The sequence below is a fragment of the Micromonospora sp. CPCC 206060 genome (assembly GCF_036906895.1).
GTDB lineage: Bacteria > Actinomycetota > Actinomycetes > Mycobacteriales > Micromonosporaceae > Micromonospora.
On record NZ_JBAKHU010000088.1, the window covers coordinates 1 to 19,048 of the forward strand.

At 70.1% G+C, this 19,048-nt stretch carries 11 protein-coding genes and 1 pseudogene; 5 read left to right on the forward strand and 7 right to left on the reverse strand.

What is annotated here, in order from left to right:
• Nucleotides 1-202: 202 nt before the first annotated feature.
• The 3 genes from V6U90_RS29445 to aceA form a co-directional block, all read right to left on the reverse strand.
• Entirely contained in the window at nt 203-748 is a 546-nt protein-coding gene (locus V6U90_RS29445; RefSeq protein WP_334443590.1) for an NUDIX domain-containing protein, read from the reverse strand.
• Between the two features lie 745 nt (nt 749-1,493).
• A complete protein-coding gene (aceB, locus tag V6U90_RS29450) occupies nt 1,494-3,104 on the reverse strand; it encodes a malate synthase A (RefSeq protein ID WP_334443592.1) in 1,611 nt (536 codons plus the stop codon).
• Nucleotides 3,101-4,372, reverse strand: coding sequence for an isocitrate lyase (aceA, locus tag V6U90_RS29455; RefSeq protein ID WP_334443618.1), 1,272 nt, complete (start codon nt 4,370-4,372; stop codon nt 3,101-3,103). Before aceA ends, aceB begins: the two co-directional genes overlap by 4 nt.
• A 223-nt stretch (nt 4,373-4,595) precedes the next feature.
• Here aceA and V6U90_RS29460 point away from each other — a divergent pair, with 223 nt between their 5' ends.
• Nucleotides 4,596-5,990: a short-chain fatty acyl-CoA regulator family protein gene (locus tag V6U90_RS29460; RefSeq protein ID WP_334443594.1), complete on the forward strand. Its 1,395-nt coding sequence runs from the start codon at nt 4,596-4,598 to the stop codon at nt 5,988-5,990.
• A gap of 228 nt (nt 5,991-6,218) precedes the next feature.
• Here the strand turns inward: V6U90_RS29460 and V6U90_RS29465 are convergent, their stop codons facing one another.
• Complete coding sequence (locus tag V6U90_RS29465; protein WP_334443597.1) at nt 6,219-8,405, reverse strand: S8 family serine peptidase; 2,187 nt, start codon at nt 8,403-8,405, stop codon at nt 6,219-6,221.
• A 694-nt stretch (nt 8,406-9,099) separates the two neighbouring features.
• Between V6U90_RS29465 and V6U90_RS29470 the strand changes: the two genes are divergently transcribed.
• Together V6U90_RS29470 and katG are read left to right on the forward strand one after the other, a co-directional pair.
• Nucleotides 9,100-9,528, forward strand: coding sequence for a Fur family transcriptional regulator (locus tag V6U90_RS29470; RefSeq protein WP_334443600.1), 429 nt, complete (start codon nt 9,100-9,102; stop codon nt 9,526-9,528).
• A 23-nt stretch (nt 9,529-9,551) separates the two neighbouring features.
• Nucleotides 9,552-11,828, forward strand: coding sequence for a catalase/peroxidase HPI (katG, locus tag V6U90_RS29475; protein WP_334443603.1), 2,277 nt, complete (start codon nt 9,552-9,554; stop codon nt 11,826-11,828).
• A gap of 77 nt (nt 11,829-11,905) precedes the next feature.
• Here the strand turns inward: katG and V6U90_RS29480 are convergent.
• Together V6U90_RS29480 and V6U90_RS29485 are read right to left on the reverse strand one after the other, a co-directional pair.
• A pseudogene (locus tag V6U90_RS29480) lies at nt 11,906-12,054 on the reverse strand (cystathionine beta-lyase); the annotation flags it as partial.
• A 63-nt stretch (nt 12,055-12,117) separates the two neighbouring features.
• Entirely contained in the window at nt 12,118-14,424 is a 2,307-nt protein-coding gene (locus V6U90_RS29485; protein WP_334443606.1) for a hypothetical protein, read from the reverse strand.
• 643 nt (nt 14,425-15,067) lie between these two features.
• Between V6U90_RS29485 and V6U90_RS29490 the strand changes: the two genes are divergently transcribed.
• Complete coding sequence (locus tag V6U90_RS29490; RefSeq protein WP_334443610.1) at nt 15,068-16,249, forward strand: IS4 family transposase; 1,182 nt, start codon at nt 15,068-15,070, stop codon at nt 16,247-16,249.
• Between the two features lie 708 nt (nt 16,250-16,957).
• Here V6U90_RS29490 and V6U90_RS29495 read toward each other — a convergent pair.
• A complete protein-coding gene (locus tag V6U90_RS29495; RefSeq protein ID WP_334443613.1) occupies nt 16,958-17,998 on the reverse strand; it encodes a zinc-dependent alcohol dehydrogenase family protein in 1,041 nt (346 codons plus the stop codon).
• Nucleotides 17,999-18,598: 600 nt separating this feature from the next.
• On the opposite strand from V6U90_RS29495, the gene V6U90_RS29500 reads away from it, so the two are divergent.
• The gene (locus V6U90_RS29500) at nt 18,599-18,919 is read left to right on the forward strand and encodes a GYD domain-containing protein (protein WP_334443616.1); all 321 of its coding nucleotides are present in this window, start codon (nt 18,599-18,601) and stop codon (nt 18,917-18,919) included.
• The last annotated feature ends 129 nt before the right edge of the window (nt 18,920-19,048 follow it).

Sequence of the window (19,048 nt, forward strand, 5' to 3'; positions counted from 1 at the left end):
GGCACGTTCCGGACAAGCTGGACCGTCACTCACCGCGCTGACCTCGTTGCGCGGAATGGCTCACTGCGTTGTAGGCGCTGTCAGCGGTCACTGGGAAATCCGGTGGGGCGGACGGGCCGATCCGGATAGACGGACAGTCGTACGCCGGACGAGCGGACAATGCATCACAGGCTGTAGCGGCTGATCCGGAATGTCTGGTATGTCAATCGCGGACCCGGGTGCGCCGCTGAGATCGGGCAAGGCGGGCCAGCCACTGCGCATGCCGACGAATGCGGGATGGGTCATCGGAGAAGCAGCTTTCCCACTGGTGATCCAGGTTCATCCAGGCGGCGGGCTGGCCAGGCTCGGCCACCAGCGGAACAGTCCGGTCGACGATCGCGGCATACGACAGTCCCAGCGTCGCCGGATGATCGGGATGGTATGAGCGGACGCGGACAGCGGCCGGCCGGGTGAGGAGCTCGGCCACGACACCCGTCTCTTCAAACAACTCACGGCGGGCTGCCTCACGAGGTGTCTCGCCGGGTTCGACTCTCCCTCCGGGCGGAACCCAGCCCCGCCACGGATGGCACACCAACAGCACCTGGGTCAGATTCGTGTCGAACACCCAGGCCTCAGCCCCCAGCGGGTCGACCGGACTGCCACCGAGGGCGGCCAGCCAGTCGGCGACGCCCTCGAATTCGTCGATTGCTGTCTCAACGTCGCCCAATGCGGCCTCGAGCGACTGCCGCTGCAACTCGTCACGGCTCATGGGCCGGAACCTAGCGCGACAGTGCGACATTGCCCGGCCCGGGCATCGATGAGCCCGGCGTGCATGGCGGCCGTCTCCACCAACGGTCGGTACCCGGCAGCCTCCACGTCGGTGAGAGAGCGGCTTCCACCCGGCGCAGCGCGCGCCCATACTCCCGGGGGAACTGCCGCAGCGCCTCGATGACACGGTCCCGGTTTTCCCCGAAAAGCAGGTCGTGGATCGCCACACGCTGGCCGCCTTGAGCCCACGCAATGGCTGCCTCGTCACCGGCGGCGAGGTCGCGTGGAGCGTGTCAGCGGCCGGGCGTGTCAGTGGACCGGTGAGGACATGGCCCCCTCCCGGTTGTCGCTTCCGCCTGTGATCCCAGTTGTCTCCATCCCAGCCCCGCCAGATGAAGGGGGCGAGGTGGCTGTGGACGGTCCGGGTGCAGCGGTGCTCGGGACAGGGGGAGCAGCGCCGGTGGAAGACGGGGTGACCGTCGTCTCCCCGACCCACAGCAGCGAGCCCGCCGGGGATACGCCGCGCCCGTTGCGAGGAGTCGGACTGGCGGATGACCCGGTGGGCCCCGCTGCCGGGACGCCTCAAACCACGTCGCGGGCCCTACGCCCGCGCCTCGCGGCGGGCCGGCGTGACCGTCGGCGACAAGGGGTGGTGGAAGACCCCCGCCGACGCCTCGGCCCACCGACGGGACCGGGACGGAGCCGGGAAGGGCGTGCCCCGTCCCGGCTCCGGCGCGATCCGCGGATCAGCAGGACGGCACGTCGGACCTGGTGTTCGGGCCGAGGTGCCGGGCGTACGCCCCGGTGGTGAAGAACGCCGGCAGGTCCTCGCCGAGCGCGGTGTCCTCGACGATCCGCGCGGCCCGCTCGGCGCGCTCCCGATCGCCTCCGGCGCGTTGCGCGACCAGAGCGGCCAGTTCCTCCGCGAGGATGGACCGGACCAGTTCGTCGGTCACGCAGCCGCCGCCGGCCAGGGGAGTGCCGTGGTGCAGCCACTGCCAGACCTGACAGCGGGCGATCTCGGCGGTCGCCGCGTCCTCCATCAGGTTCCACAGGGCCACCGCGCCCACGCCGCCGAGCCAGGCGTCGATGTAGCGCAGGGCGACCGCGATGTTGGACCGTAGGCCCGCAGCGGTAACCTGGCCCGGGGTCTTGTCGACGGCGAGCAGGTCGGCGGCGGTGACGCTGACATCGTCACGGAGCCGGTCGAGCTGGTTCGGGCGGTCGCCCAGCACCGCGTCGAACTCCTCACGGCAGGTGTCGATCAGGCCCGGGTGGGCCACCCACGAGCCGTCGAACCCGTCGCCGGCCTCCCGACGCTTGTCCGCCCGTACCCGGTCGAGGGCCGCCTCGTTGACCTCCGGATCCCGGCTGGGGATGAACGCGGCCATCCCGCCGATGGCGTGCGCGCCGCGCCGATGGCAGGTCGCCACCAGCAGCTCGGTGTAGGCGCGCATGAACGGCACGGTCATGGTGATCTCGGAGCGGTCCGGCAGGACGAAGTCCGACCACTGCCCGAAGTTCTTGATCACGCTGAAGATGTAGTCCCACCGCCCGGCGTTCAGACCCGCCGAGTGCTCGCGTAGCTCGTACAGGATCTCCTCCATCTCGAAGGCCGCGGTGATCGTCTCGATCAGGGTGGTGGCCCGGATGGTGCCCTGCGGCAGGCCCAGGTGACGCTGGGCGAAGACGAAGATGTCGTTCCACAGCCGTGCCTCGCGGTGGCTCTCCAACTTCGGCAGGTAGAAGTACGGTCCGGCGCCCGCGTCGAGCTGCCGCCAGGCGCAGTGGAACAGGTGGAGCCCGAAGTCGACCAGGCTGGCCGAGATGGGCCGCCCGTCCACCGCGATGCCCTTCTCCACGAGGTGCCAGCCGCGCGGCCGGACGACGATCGTGGCCAACTGCTCGCCGAGGGCGTACCGCTTGCCGCGCGGGTCGGTGAAGTCGATCCGCCGGTCCAGGGCGTCGATCAGGTTGAGCTGCCCGCTGATGACATTGAGCCAGGTGGGGGCGGTGGCGTCCTCGAAGTCGGCGAGCCACACCTTCGCCCCGGAGTTGAGCGCGTTGATGGTCATCTTACGGTCGGTCGGTCCGGTGATCTCGACCCGCCGGTCGACCAGGCCGGGTGCCGGCGGGGCCACCCGCCAGGTGGGATCGGCGCGGATCGCGGCGGTCTCGGGAAGGAAGTCGGGCAGCTGCCCGGTGGCATACCGGTCCCGGCGGGCCCGGCGGGTGTCCAGCAACGCCACCCGGCGGGCGGCGAACTGGCTGTCCAGCGCGACCAGGAACTCCAGCGCGTCCGCGGTGAGGACCTCGTCGAACCGTTCGCCCATCGGGCCGATGATCTCGTACCTCATGCGAACTGTTCCTCCTCGGTGGAACCGCGCAGGGCGGTGGTCTCGGCAGCCGGGTTGAGCACGGTGCTGATCAGGTCGAAGTAGCCGGTGCCGACCTCGCGCTGGTGCTTGACGGCGGTGTAGCCGACCGGCTCGGCGGCGAACTCCCGCTCCTGCAACGCCACGTAGGCGGACATGCCGTCGGCGGCGTAACCACGGGCCAGGTCGAACATCGAGTAGTTGAGGGCGTGGAAGCCGGCCAGGGTGATGAACTGGAACCGGTAGCCCATGTGGCCGAGTTCCCGCTGGAACTTGGCGATGGTGGCGTCGTCGAGGTGCTTGCGCCAGTTGAACGACGGCGAGCAGTTGTAGGCGAGGAGCTGGTCCGGGTACTGCTCCTTGATCGCCTCGGCGAACCGGCGGGCCACCTCCAGATCCGGGGTGGAGGTCTCCATCCAGAGCAGGTCGGCGTGCGGGGCGTAGGCCAGGCCACGGGCGATGCACGGCTCGACACCGTTGCGTACCCGGTAGAAGCCCTCGGCGGTCCGCTCGCCGGTGACGAACGGCCGGTCCCGGTCGTCCACGTCGGTGGTGAGCAGCGTGGCGGCCTGCGCGTCGGTACGCGCGATGACCACCGACGGCACCCCGGCGACGTCGGCGGCCAGCCGCGCCGCCTCCAGGGTACGGATGTGCGCCCCGGTGGGGACGAGCACCTTCCCGCCGAGGTGACCGCACTTCTTCTCGGCGGCGAGCTGGTCCTCCCAGTGCACCCCGGCCGCACCGGCCGCGATCATCGCGGTCATCAGCTCATAGGCATTGAGCGGTCCGCCGAAGCCGGCCTCGGCGTCGGCGACGATCGGCGCCAGCCAGTCGACCCCGCCGTCGTCGCCCTCGGCGGTGGTGATCTGGGCGGCGCGCAGCAGGGCGTTGTTGATCCGGCGCACCACCGCGGGCACCGAGTTGGCGGGGTAGAGGCTCTGGTCGGGGTAGGTGTGCCCGGCGAGGTTGGCGTCCGCGGCCACCTGCCAGCCGGAGAGGTAGATCGCCTTGAGGCCGGCCCGGACCATCTGCACGGCCTGGTTGCCGGTGAGCGCGCCCAGGGCGTGGATGTAGTCCTCGCTGTGCAGGAGCTGCCACAGCCGGTCGGCTCCGTACCGGGCCAGCGTGTGTTCCTCCTGGATCGCCCCGCGCAGCCGCACCACGTCCTCCGCCCGGTAGCTGCGCCGTACCCCCTGCCAACGCGGACTGGTCTCCCACTCGGTACGCAACTGCTCGACGGCGTTCTGCATCATGTCGTCCCCTCGGATGTCGATGACGCCGGCATGTCGGCCCACTCGTGTGGCGTCAACCCGGGTGCCGGTGCGGCGTGCGCCAACGGTCACACGGCACCCACAGTGGGGTCGAGAGACGGAAAATGCCAAGTTCTGGGAATTTTCCGCACCATTTTGCGAAGTTGTGAACGGGTATATTCGCAGCCTGCAAAGGGTGTCGCGCCATCAGCAGTCGAGGGGGGTGAGGGAGATCGCCAAGACCTTCGCGGGCGCCCGACTACGCCGGATGCGCGAGGACCGCGCGCTCAGCCAGTCGCACCTGGCCCGCCTACTGGGCATCTCGCCCAGCTACCTCAACCAGATCGAACACGATGCGCGACCGCTGACCGTCCCGGTGCTCATGCGCATCACCGAGGTGTTCGGCGTCGACCCCACCGTCTTCGCCCCGCGCGACACGCCGCGACTGGTCGCCGGGTTGCGCGAGGCGCTTCCCGGACGGGTGGCCGTCACCGATCTCACCGAACTCGCCACCCGGCTGCCCGAGGTCGCCGAGGCCGTCATCGACCTGCATCGCCGGTACCGGCAGGCCGACGAGCAACTCGCCGAGCTGCTCGGTGACCGCGAGACGGTCGGCCGCAGCCCCCACGACCGGGTGACCGAGTTCTTCTACCGCCGACAGAACTACCTGCCGGACCTGGACGAGGCCGCAGAACGGCTGGCCGCGAACATCGGACTACGCCGTGGCGGGGTCCGCGCAGCCCTGCAGGACCGGCTCGCCCAGCGGCACGCCGTCCACGTCCACCGCGACGACGCCGTTACGCTCGGCGACGAACTGCACCGCTACCGCCCCCAGACCCGCACCCTGCACCTGTCGACGTCGCTGCGGGCCGGACAGGAGGCCATGCGGATGGCGGCGCAGATCGCGCTGCTGGAGTTCGCTGACGTCATAGACGAGATCGTGGAGGAGGAACGGTTCGACGACGTCCAGACCCAAATTCTCACCCGGGTTGGTCTGGCCAACTACTTCGCCGCCGCGCTGATCCTGCCGTACGAGCAGTTCCTGGCCGCGGCGGAGCAGCACCGCTACGACATCGACCTGCTCACCCAGCACTTCGCGATGGGGTGGGAGACGGTGTGCCACCGGCTCAGCACGCTGCAACGCCCCCGCGCGCGGGGCGTGCCGTTCTCCTTCGTCCGGGTCGACCGGGCCGGCAACATGTCCAAACGCCAGTCCGCCACCGGCTTCCCGTTCTCCCACACCGGAGGCACCTGCCCGCTGTGGAACGTCTACGAGGCGTTCAGCTCACCCGGCCGGGTGGTCGTCCAGGTCGCCGCGATGCCCGACGGGCAACGCTACCTGTGGATCGCCCGTACCATCACCCGCCACCACGGCGGCTACAACCAGCCCGGCAAGGTCTACGCGATCGGCCTGGGCTGCGAGACCCGGCACGCCGACCGGCTGGTCTACTCCACCGGGATGGACCTGTACGCGGCCGACGCCGGCACCCCGATCGGCCCCGGCTGCAAGACCTGCGAACGGATGACCTGCCCGCAGCGGGCCGCCGCGCCGATCAGCCGGCAACTCGACCTGGACGAGAACCGCAGCACCTTCGTCCCGTACCCGCTGAAGGACTGACCACGGCCCGAGCCGCTTCCACCGACGCGTCCACCTGCGTCGACGGCCCGCTCACCGGTACGCCACGTCCGGGACCGTCCCCCGCACGACACCGCAGCGGGTGAGCGGTCACCCTGGTGCCCTGGTGACCGCCCACCCGGATCCTGCAGCCGCTGTGGGGTGAAGGCGTAGATGTACGTGGCCGAGCTCTACCGCCGGGCCGGTGGCCGTACCGGTGACCGGGGTCGGTCAGGGAGTAGGTGTCAGGCTCGGGGTGAAGCCGCCGTCCCCGTTGGCGAACGCCAGCGGTATCCAGGGCCAGTTCGCCCCGCCGGAGACCGCCAGGTCGTCACGGCCGTCGCCGTTGAAGTCCCCGGCGACCATCTGCGTCGCTTGCGCGGCGTAGCCCGGGAAGGGGGCGTACATCCGGTTGACCACGGTGAAGCCGCCGATGCCGTCGGACACGGCAACCGGTGTGGACGACGGGTGCAACGGTCCCGCGACCGCCAGGTCGGCCTGCGGGCCGGCGTCGTGGAATCGGCCGATCGCCACCTTGGCCTGGCTCTGTGCGGTGTACGACGGGAAGTCGGCGACGCCGGTGTCGGTGACGGTGAACGTGCCGTCACCGTTGGAGAAGGCGACGGGGATGGTGGTCCAACCGGTGCCCCCGGTCGCCACCAGGTCGTCGCGGCTGTCGCCGTTGACATCGCCGCTGAGCACCCGGGCGCGGGTGGTGGCGGCGCGGGCGGGGAAGCCGGGAACCGTCTGCTCGGTGACGGTGAACGTGCCGTCGGTGTTGGCGAAAGCGACGGGGATGGTGGTCCAGCCGGTCCCGCCGGCCAGCGCCAGGTCGTCCCGGCCGTTGCCGTCGAAGTCGCCGCTGAGCAGTTGGGCGCCGGTCACCCGGGCCAGCGCGGGGAAGCTGGGCAGGCCGATCGGGGTGGGCCGGAAGGTGCCGTCGCCGTTAGAGTAGCCGACCGCCAGCCAATTCCAGTCGGCTCCGCCGGCCAGCGCCAGGTCGTCGCGGCCGTCGCCGTCGAAGTCCCCGCTGACCGCCTGCACGCCGGGTGTCGCCGCCCAGGTGGCGAATTGCTGCTGCGGCTGGTTGGTGAGCCGGAACCGGCCGTTGCCGGTGGAGAAGGCCACGGGTATCGACCCGCCGGTGGCTCCGGTGAGCGCGAGGTCGTCGCGGTCGTCGCCGTCGAAGTCGCCGCTGAGCATCCTGGTGTTGGGCAGGCAGGCCCAGGTGGCGAACTTGCTGACGCCGAGGGTGTACAGCAGGCGGTTGGGCGTGCCGGTGCCGGTGTTGGTCACCACGTTCCGGGTCGCCATCTCGAGCACGATCCAACTGGACACGGCGCTGATCGTGTCGTCGGGGTGGGTCTGGAGGTAGAGTGCCGCCGCGCCGGCCACGTGCGGACTCGCCTGCGAGGTACCGCTCAGCGTGTTCGTGGCGCTGTCCGAGGTGTGCCAGGCCGACGTGATGCCGCTGCCGGGGGCGAAGATGTCGACGCAGGTGCCGTAGTTGGAGTATGAGTCCCGGCTGTCCGTACGGCCCGTCGCTGCGACGGTGATCGCCCAGGAAACCCGCGCCGGTGAGTAGCCGCAGGCGTTGGAGCCGTTGTTGCCGGCCGCGACCACGTAGGTGATGCCCTGGCCGATCGAGTTGTTCACCGCCGTGTCCAGGGGCGCGCTGGCGCTGCCGCTGAGGCTCATGTTCGCCACGGCCGGTCGGGTGGCCCGCCCGGTGACCCAGTCGACTCCGGCGATGGCGGCGGACACGGTGCCGCTGCCGTTGCAGGCCAGCACCTTGACCGGTACCAGCCGGACGCCCTTGGCCACCCCGTGGGCGGTACCGCCGAGCGTGCCGGCGACGTGCGTGCCGTGACCGTTGCAGTCGGTCATGCCGTTGCTGGTGTCGACGGCGGAGAATCCGGGCACCACCCGGCCGGCGAAGTCGTGGTGGGTGGCCCGGATGCCGGTGTCGATCACGTAGGCGGTCACCCCGGCCCCGGTGATGCCGTTGTGCCACTGGTACTGGCTGTTGAGCGGCAGGTTGCGTTGGTCGACCCGGTCCAGGCCCCAACTCGGCGGCGGCGACTGGGTGTCGTTGACCGCCATCCGCTGATCGGCGGCGAGGTAGGCGACGCCCGGGTCGGCGCGTAGCGCGGCCACCTGTGCGGGGCTGAGCGCGGCGGCGAAACCGTTGAGCGCGCGGTCGTACCGGTGGCTGATCCGGACTCCGGCGGCCTCGGCGCGGGCGATGGTGGTGGCGGCGTGCGCCGCGTGGGCGGTGCCGGGTTCACCGTGGAGCACCACGATGTACCTGCCGGGAAGCGCCCCGGTGCTGGCCGTGTCGAGCAGTGGTGCCGGGCTGCCGGCTCCGGTCGTGGGCGTGGCGAGCGCCATCGTGGGCAGACTGAGCGATGCGAGCACGGATACCAGCGTGAGCGCGACGTGGCGCACCGGGCTCGCGTACCGTCCGGATGCCGAGTCCAGTGGGTGAGTTGGCCCGTGGCGTCGGTTGCCCGGTGTCGACCGTTCGAGGTGTCGCATGTGGTTGCCTCTCCTCGGAGGTACTCCTCCCCTTATATTGACAGATTTCTTTTTACGGGTAGCGGTCCGTTCTGCGGGGCAGGTGCGCTGCCGGGCATTCGTCTCGTCGCGGCACGGTCCGGCCGGTGCTCCAGCGTGCATGACGATCTGACCGACCGCGTCGAGGCCACACCAGGAGGTGCCACCGCATCGGCGGCGGGTGACCGTGGACACCACCGGCGCCTCTGGCTGATCCGCGCCAACCTCCCCGGGCACCCGCCAGCGATCATCTTGCGCTCCGTGTGCTGCGGGCCGTGTCGACGGGGCGTCTCGTCACCCCTGGGGAAATCTGAATCTCAACGGTGTGCGCCACGGTTGCAGATGGTGTGCGCCGTTTCCGTCTCGTGGATTGCCGGGCTTCGGTCTGGGAGCGACCGGCAAGGGGCGCGGTGGGCCGTCGTCTTGTGGGTCGACGTCGGCTCGCGCAGGCGCGGGTGCTCGGTGACCTCCCGGCCCGGGGTCTGGGTCGAGGGCGCGCGGGCTCAGTTCGGCCAAAAACTTGATTCATTCCAGAAGAGCGGACTATGTTCGACACATGACGTCCGACTTCGAGACCCAACTCCGGGCGGTCTCGTTGCGCGTGACCCGACCCCGGTTGGCGGTGCTCACCGCGCTGCGTGACCATCCGCACGTCGACACCGACACGGTCATCGCCCTGGTACGGGCGAATCATCCCACGGTATCCCATCAGGCGGTGTACGACGTGTTACGTGTCCTCACCGACGCCGGTCTGGTGCGGCGCATCCAGCCTGCTGGTGCGACCGCCCGGTACGAGTCCCGGGTGGGGGACAACCACCACCACGTGGTGTGCCGCTCCTGCGGCGCGATCGCCGACGTCGACTGCGCCGTCGGCGATGCTCCCTGTCTCACCGCCTCCGACGACCACGGCTTCACGGTCGACGAGGCGGAGGTCGTCTACTGGGGCACCTGCCCCGACTGTGCGACCGAACGCACCTCCCAGTGATCCGCCAGTTCGGAAGGAAGCAGATGAGCGACACCCAGGAAAACCGCCCCGCCAGCGCGCAGGGCGTGGACAAGAAGGCGGCGGCCGGCTGCCCGGTCGCGCACGACTCCGTGACCGCGCACGGCAGCGAGAGCGAGAACCCGGCGATCGACTCGCCCACCCCGAAGACCGGAGGTCGCCCGCGCACCAACCGGGACTGGTGGCCCAACCAGCTCGACCTCTCCGTGCTGCACACCCACTCGTCCAAGTCCAACCCGCTGGGGGAGAACTTCAGCTACGCCGAGGAGTTCAGCAACCTCGACGTCGAGGCGCTCAAGCAGGACATCATCACGGTCCTCACCACCTCGCAGGACTGGTGGCCGGCCGACTTCGGCCACTACGGCGGCCTGATGATCCGGATGAGCTGGCACGCCGCAGGCACCTACCGCATCCACGACGGTCGTGGCGGCGCCGGCGACGGTGGTCAGCGGTTCGCCCCGCTCAACAGCTGGCCGGACAACGCCAACCTCGACAAGGCCCGCCGACTGCTGTGGCCGGTCAAGCAGAAGTACGGCCAGAAGATCTCGTGGGCCGACCTGCTCGTACTCGCCGGCAACGTCGCCCTGGAGTCGATGGGCTTCAAGACCTTCGGCTTCGGTTTCGGCCGGGAGGACGTCTGGGAGCCCGAGGAGATCTTCTGGGGTCCGGAGGACACCTGGCTCGGTGACGAGCGCTACGTCTCCGAGAAGGAGATGGCGGCCGACGTCGGGGCGACCGAAATGGGTCTCATCTACGTCAACCCGGAGGGCCCCCGGGGCAACGCGGACCCGGCCGCGGCGGCGCACTTCATCCGCGAGACCTTCGCCCGGATGGCGATGAACGACGAGGAGACCGTCGCCCTCATCGCCGGTGGCCACACCTTCGGCAAGACCCACGGCGCCGGCGTCGCCGACGACCACGTGGGCCCCGAGCCCGAGGGTGCTCCGCTGGAGGCGCAGGGCCTGGGCTGGCTGAGCACCCACGGCAGCGGCAAGGGCGCGGACACGATCACCAGCGGGCTTGAGGTGACGTGGACCGACCGGCCGACGCAGTGGAGCAACCGCTTCTTCGAGATCCTCTTCGGCTACGAGTGGGAACTCACCACGAGCCCCGGTGGCGCGAAGCAGTGGGTCGCCAAGGACGCCGAGGCGATCGTCCCGGACGCCCACGACCCGTCGAAGAAGCACAAGCCGACGATGCTCACGACCGACCTGTCGCTGCGCGTCGACCCGGCGTACGAGAAGATCTCGCGCCGCTTCCTGGAGAACCCCGACGAGTTCGCGCTGGCGTTCGCCAAGGCCTGGTACAAGCTGCTGCACCGCGACATGGGGCCGGTCAGCCGCTTCCTCGGCCCGTGGGTCCCGCAGCCCCAGCTGTGGCAGGACCCGGTGCCGGCCGTCGACCACGAACTCGTGGGCGAAGCCGACGTCGCCGCCCTCAAGGCGAAGGTTCTGGAGTCCGGCCTCACGACCGCCCAGCTGGTCTCCACCGCCTGGGCCTCCGCCGCCAGCTTCCGGTCCACCGACAAGCGCGGTGGCGCCAACGGCGCGCGGATCCGTCTCGAGCCGCAGCGCAGCTGGGAGGTCAACCAGCCCGAGCAGCTTGCCACGGTCCTGGCGACCCTGGAGGGCATCCAGCAGGAGTTCAACTCCGCCGGCGGCGCGAAGATCTCGCTGGCGGACCTGATCGTGTTGGCCGGCTCGGCCGCGGTCGAGAAGGCGGCGCGCGACGCCGGCGTCGAGGTGACCGTGCCGTTCCGCCCGGGCCGCACCGACGCCACGCAGGAACAGACCGACGTCGAGTCCTTCCGGGTCCTTGAGCCGCGCGCCGACGGCTTCCGCAACTACCTGCGCCCCGGTGAGAAGACCCAGCCGGAGGTACTGCTCATCGACCGCGCCTACATGCTCAACCTGACCGCACCCGAGATGACCGCCCTCGTCGGCGGCCTGCGTTCCCTCGGGGCCAACGCCGGAGGTACGCGGCACGGCGTTCTCACCGACCGGCCCGGCGTGCTCACCAACGACTTCTTCGCCAACCTGCTCTCCCCGGGTACCCGGTGGAAGGCGTCGGAGTCCGACGAGCACGTGTACGAGATCCGGGACCTGGCCACCGACGAGGTGAAGTGGACCGCCACCGCGGTCGACCTCATCTTCGGCTCCAACTCCCAGCTGCGGGCCCTCGCCGAGGTCTACGCCAGCCAGGACGCGCGCGACAAGTTCGTGACGGACTTCGTCGCAGCCTGGACCAAGGTCATGGAACTCGACCGGTTCGACCTCGCCTGACCCGGCTCCCAACCGACGGGCCCCGGTCGATCCATCCAGTGATCGACCGGGGCCCGCCCGTCACCGGCCCAGGTCAGGGGGAGCGCGTCGACGGCCCGACCCATCCGGGTGACGGCTTCGGTGAGCACCGCCGGCGAGGTGGCGAAGTTGAGCCGGACGAAGCCGGTTCCGCCGGCGCCGAAGACGTGCCCGAGCTGAGGGCGACCCGCGCGCGGTCCAGGAACATCCAGGGTGAGCGGGTTCCGGTTCCCGGTGCCGCCGGCGGAGGGCGCAGGGCGTGCCAGGCCCGTCACCCTAGGCCCGGTCGTCGGCCCGCTGTCAGGAGCAGCCCGACAGCGGCCAGGGTGACGCCGACACCGGCGGCGTACCCGGGCAGGCTGGCGGGGACACCCAGGTGAACGGTGATACCGAGGATGCGGGACAGCCCCCAGGGCAGCAGCGCCAACTGGTCGTTCCACGCCGTCAGCGCGTCCTCCAGACCGACCACCGCGACCAGCCCGGACAGCACGCCGAGGGGGACACCCGCAGCCGTCAGGGTCAGCCCGGCGGCGCGTCGACGCCGCAGACCGTACCGGTCCCGCAGGATGACGGCGGTGGCCACGAACAGCCAGCAGAACGCCGCGACCGCGACGGTGACGTACACCGCGCGCAGGGCCGGCACGGTCCAGAAGACGAACCAGTACCGTCCTGGACCGCGCCCGGCGAGCGCCGCCAGCAGCAGCACGCTGCGCAGCAACGCGACGCCGCCGACCACGGCCCACAGGTGGAACGGATCCCGCCGGCCCACGGCGAAACGCACGACGAGGGCGAACAGCGCCCACCCGCCGAGGGTGACCAGCAGGTGCGCCGGGGCGGCGAACCAGGTGAAGACGAGCCGGCTCGCCATCAGCACACCGGCCGGGAGCAGCCACACCAGCATCCGGTCCACCCGGGACCCGGGTACCGGCAGCGCGGCGACCCGCCACGGCCGGACCGCGCCGAGCAGCAGCCCCCGCGCGGCGGCCCCGCCGAACCCGCGCCCACGCAGACCGAGCAGTACCACCAGCAGGATCGACCCGAGCAGCAGCCGGGCCGCCCAGGCCATCGCCGGGTCGCGGTCCGCGCGCTGCGCCCCGAGATCGGCGGCGGTGAAGTGGTACGCGGGCAGGTCCAGGTCGCCGCCGTAGCGCTGCCGGTGCACGTCGCGCGCATCGCGGTACGCCGTCCTGGCCGACCGCCAGCCGTGGTGGGCGGCCGGGGAGCCCGTGTCCAGCCACTGCGCGTGCCGCAGCACCATGGTCCGGTAGGCGCCCAGGGTCTCGAACAGGTTCACCTGGTAGTCGAGCGTCCTGGTGAAGTGCGCGCGCAGCGCGGCATCCCGCCAGGTCCCCGGGTCGGTCGTGGCGACCAGGTCGCGCATGCGTCGGGCCAGCGTGACCGCCTGCTCGCCCTCGTCGATCGCCGCGTCGACGCGACCACCGGTCACCGCGTAGATGCTGTCGAGCGCGGCGGAGTCGCCGGTGGGAATGTCCCACTCGAAGATCCACATCATGGGCGGCGGTTCCAGCCCGAGCGCCCGCACCGACCTGTCGGCGTACGGCCCGATGTACAGGCCCGTGGTGACCGCCTGTCGGGACAGCGCCATGGCCTGCCCGATCGCGGCGACGGTGGCCGGGTCGGCGGAGAAGGTGCGGTACGCCCAGTCGGCCGTGACCTGCGCCGAATCGGCGTCCGGGTCCCAGGCCAGCCGGCCGGTCGCGTACGTGTTGAGGTCGTACAGCTGCCAGAATCCGGCGCGTAGGTGGAGTGACATGGGCCCGGCGCGCAACGGTCCGCCGTCCTGGGTCCAGTTCCAGACGCCCTCGACCCTCGGGTTGGCGGCGAGAAACTCGCGTAGCGCCTGACGGTGCAGTGGGCCGAGGTCGTTGGGCAGCGAGCCGAACCCCTCGAACTCGCGTCGGGCCTGCAACTCCACGACACGGCGGTGCCCACCGGCCAGCAGCGTGGTGTTCAGGGGAAGGTGACTGTAGAAGTCGCCCAGGGTGTACTTCGTGGACACGATCAGGTGCGGGTCGTCGAACCCGCCCAGCACCTGCGTGTACGACTCCGGGCTGGTGTGCAGGTCCCCGACGGCGCCGACGCCCACCGTCCAGGTACGGAAGATGACCTCTCTGCCTGCCGCACCTGCGGTGTCCAGCAGCGCTCGCAGCATCGTGCGCACGGATGCCTCCGTGGTGACCGCGAGTTTCGACGAGTAGTCCCAGCCGTCCTCGGCGTACACCTCGCCGCCCTCGCCGATGCGCACCATCAGGCCGTCGACGAACGGCATACTGCCGAACAGTTCGGCCAGCCCGGCCTGGTAGACGGCCCACAGCCGAGGGTCGGCCACGTCGAGTCCGCCGACGGTTTTGGTCAGGTACGCCTCCAACGGAGGTGAGACGGCGAGCATGTCGGTGAGCAGGAAGACCTTCACGCCCATCTGCTCGGCGTACCCGAAGACCGGGCCGAACGCCGCGACCATCGCCTGGGCGCGCTCGACGTGCGGGTCGCCGGGCGGGTAGACCGCGTGCCCGTCGCCGACCTCCGCGAAGGTGACGTACTCCAGGAAGCCGGGCACGACGATCCCGTGACGAGCAGTGCCGCGGTACGACGCAGAAGCATACGGTGTCCTCTCTGGAGGTTCGGCTGAACTGTCCCGAAGACCCGGGTCGACTCCGCAGTGTATCGACGGCGCATACAGAACGACACCATTCGCGTACGGGCAATTCAACCCGGCAAATTCCCGAGATCCATTGCCGGGGTGATGGGCGCGACACCATGCCGACGACACGCGGACACTCGAGACGGCTGTGAACCGTTCGAGGACCGCACGCCAGCCGAGAAACGGCCTCCCAGGGCGAAGGTCAGGACCCGCACCACCCCGTCTTCTCGTGCTTCAGCACGATGCTGATGGCCCGCCGCAGTGCGGCGGCGACCTGATCGGGCGGATATCTGGGCAGCGCGTCGTTCTCCACCCGGCGGAGCGCGGCGCCGATTCGAAGTGGTGAGTGTTCGTCAGCAGATGCAGCAGGCGGGTTTCGAGTTGACGAAGGTCCGCCGACGCCGGATTGTCCAGTCCTGCGGACGGATCACCTGCACGTCGTCGGGCAGGATCGGCCATGACGCAATGCCGTTCAGTTAAGGCATTAGTGCTGGTCAGCCCGGTGAGCTGACGGGGGGCCGATGAGTCGGTACGGTGCCGTGGCGTGACGTTGTCTCAAGTGGAGCCGCTGCGGCCGCGGGGCCGGTTGACCGATCACATCGGGCTCGGGGTGGTGTCGGCCCGGTTCAACCGGGATCTGCTGGAGGAGGTACTCAACCGCAGCCAGCGGCGGGAGAAGCGGGTCCGGCGGCTGCCGGCGCACGTGATGATCCGCTACGTGATCGCGATGGGGTTGTTCTGCGCCGAGTCCTATGACGAGGTGATGCGCCGGCTGGTGGGTAACCTGCGCAGACTCGGTTCCTGGGACGACGACTGGCAGGTCCCCACGGCCTCGGCGATCACCCAGGCACGTCAGCGGCTGGGTGCCGAGCCGGTGAAGATGTTGTTCGACCGGGCGTGCGTGCCCTTGGCCGGACCGGGCACGAAGGGCGCCTGGCTGGCCCGGCGCCGGCTGATGGCGATCGACGCGACCAGTTTCGACGTGGCCGACACCCCTGCCAACGCAGAACGCTTCGGCCGGACGGGGTCGGGGCCGAAGGCGTCGGCATACCCGAAACTGCACGTCGCGGTGTTGGCCGAGTGCGGCAGCCACGCGATCGTCGGGGCAGTGCTCGGCTCGTGCCGCACCGGGGAACGCACCCTGATCAAGGATCTGGCTCCGCGAGTCGGGCCGGGCATGCTGGTACTGGCCGACGCGGGCCTGTACTCCTTCGACCTGTTCGACTCCTTCGCAGCGACCGGCGCGGACCTGGCCTGGCGGATCGGCGCGAGCGTGTCCATCGGGCATCTACGGTGGCTCGCGGACGGCTCCTACCAGGCACTGATCTTCAAAGCGGGGTTGTCCGCCGAGCGCCGGGCGAGGCTGGTCGAGCAGGCCCGGACCGGCCAGGAGATCCCCACCGGTCTGGGCGGCGATGCTGCCCGTCTTCGCCGTGCTGACCGAGCCCGTGCTGATCGCTGTTCTGTTCGCCGCCGCAGCGTTCGTCGGCCCGGTGTGGAACGTCGCCGTCGTCATCGCGCGGGTGGCCGCGACACCCGACGAACTACAGGGGCGCGTCACCACCGCCTCCAAACTCGCCAGCTACGGCGCCATTCCGCTCGGCTCCATCCTCGCCGGAACGGTGATCGAGTTGACCAGCGCGATATGGACGGCTGTCGCGATCAGCGTGGCCATGCTTGTTCTCGCTGTGTTGGCAACCATCAGCCCCACTATCTGCCGTGGGGTCACCCGGTGACATAAGGCCGGTCGCAGGTACAGGCCGGCAACGCCGCCTGTGGCACATCGGCCACCCGGCCGGCCATCGCCGTGTACCCCCTCATCCCCGCGGCAGTCGCCGCTTCGTACCCACTGCCCGGTGCGACCCACCACTGTGGCCGGACCACGACGCACCATCCACACCGCACTCGTGGCCGTGAAATGGTCGTGCCCGATAACCGGACGTTCTTGCATCGTCCAGAACTAGCAGTATCACGTGGAATCCGGCCGCCCTCAGGGCGGCCGGATTCCGGCGTTGTCGGCCGGAGTTGCGGTCGCCGGCGGTGCAGGATCCCGGCTCACGCGGCTCATCCGCAAGCCGCACCTCCGGACCGGTCGGGATCCGTCGAAACGGACCTGACCGTCGGCACCTCGCTGGCGGCCAGCCCAGCTGTACGCCGGGACCGGGGGCGGCTCGGGGACACCCACCGATGGAAACTTCGGCAGGCTCCCCGAGCCGATCTCACCTACCCGGCAGCATTGGCCTACCCGCCCCCGACTCAATGCACTACGGCACCGTCGGCAAGGTGCGCGACCTGCGGCTGCGCGTCCTTGATGCCGCCTGGCGGGCCACGCCGACCGGCTCACCCGCCGCCGCCCGCGGGCCCTGCCCGGCACCGTCTGGATCGACATGTCGGCTCCGCCCGGCACCTGACCACGGGACGTCTCCACGTGACTGACAGGTTGGCTGGGCTACCGGCTGAGGACGACCTTGAGCGCGCCGGTTTCGCCGGCCCGCGCGAAGACGTCGTAGGCCTGCATGAACTCGCCGAGAGCGAAGCGGTGGGTGATGAGCCGGGCCGAGTCGATCTGGTTCGCGGCGACCAGCCTGAGCAGCGTAGGGGTCGAGTACGTGTCGACCAGGCCGGTCGTGATCGTGATGTCCCTGTTCCAGAGTTCTTCCAGGTGCAGCGTCGCCGGCTTGCCGTGCACGCCGATGTTGGCCACCCGTCCACCGGGGCGTACCAGGCGGGTACACAGCTCGAACGCCTCGGGGACACCGACCGCCTCGATGGCGACGTCTGCGCCGAGCCCGTTCGTGAGCCGCATCAGCTCAGCGACCGGGTCCTGGCCGCTGCTGTTGACCACCACGTCCACGCCGAACTGCTTGGCCGCCTCGAGCCGTCCGGAGGCGAGATCGATCGCGACCACATGGCTCGGCGTGAAGAGCTTGGCACCGAGAATCGCGGACAATCCGATCGGGCCGGCTCCGACGATGGCGACGGTGTCAGCCGGACGGACGGCACCGTTGAGCGCGCCGACCTCGTACCCGGTCGGGAGGATGTCCGCGAGCATGAGGGCCTGTTCGTCGCTGACCCCGGCCGGCAGTGAATAGGTCGAGTTGTCGGCGAACGGCACCCGTACGTACTCGGCCTGGGTTCCGTCGATGCGGTGGCCAAGGATCCAACCACCGCCACCCACGCACTGCCCGTAGCGGCCGTCACGGCAGAACCGGCAGCGGCCACAGGCGGTGATGCAGGACACGAGGATCCGGTCACCCACGCGGACGTTCTTCACACCGGTGCCGACCTCGACCACGGTGCCGACGGCCTCGTGGCCCAGGATCCGCCGATCCGTGACCGTCGGCACGTCCCCCTTGAGGATGTGCATATCGGTGCCACAGATGGTTGCCGCGTCCACCTGGACGACGGCGTCGGTGTCCTGCTGAATTGTCGGGTCCGGGACTTCGTCCCAGCTCTTGCGGCCCGGACCGTGATAAACCAACGCTCGCATCTCCAGTCGCCTCCTAGCACTTGTCTTCCTGGTACCAGTCGCTCCGCACCTCAACCGGTCACAGAGCTACAGGTCCCGCCCCGGTCGGGACCGCATGCCGCTTGGCTGGGCATCCGACGGCATTTGCCGGGTATCACCCAGTCCGAGAGGTTGCCGCGCTCGCTGTCCTGCATGCCGCCGAGGATCGCCGCGTCGGGCTTTCCCCCACGGATCCTCGCGAAACTGGTGGCAGGCCGGACCTCGATGCGCTGGACGAGCGGCTGCGCGGCGCAGCGTGCCCGCACCCGTTCCGGGTCCTGGACGGATGACGCGTAGCCGCTGGCCTACCGGGTACGCGCCCGGCCATGGGTAGCCACAAGCCGAACAAGCGTGATCCAGGCGGCGAATCGGCGCGCGGGAGGCGGCACCCGGGCAGGGGGTGCCCGGGGCCGTCAGGGTTCGCCCGTCGAGCACGGGCCGGAGCAACGGCGCATGCGGACGGCGACCGGCACGTCGGGCACCGCGCGCGACCAGGGCAGGGCCAAGGTCGAGGGCGCCGCGCGCGTGGCACGGCAGGGTACGCGCTGAGCGGTTGCCACAGTGTGAGGGAGGGACTTCGAGATGGCCAAGTTTTTGCTCAAGTCGACCTACACCGTCGAGGGCATAAAGGGCCTCAGCAAGGACGGTGGCAGCAAGCGCGCCGATGTCGTGCGGAAGATGGTCGAGAACGCCGGTGGGACGATGGAGTCGATGTACTTCGGATTCGGCCCGGACGACACGTACGTGGTGTGTGACCTGCCGGACCAGAAGACCGCCGCCGCGTTGGCAATCGACATCCGGGCGGCGGGTGGGCTGGACACGCGGGTGACGCCGGTGCTCACGCCGGACGAAGTCGACCAGGCGATTCGAGAGAAGGTCGCGTACACACCGCCGGGCATCTGACGGGCCGACCTAGAGCCAACGCCGTTCAGTTAGGCGTGGGCGTGGCTGGTCAAGGGTGTGTTGATCGGGTGTGAGAGGCGGGGTTCCGGTATCAAGGTTTGTCACTCCAAGACAACCCGAACCAGGAAC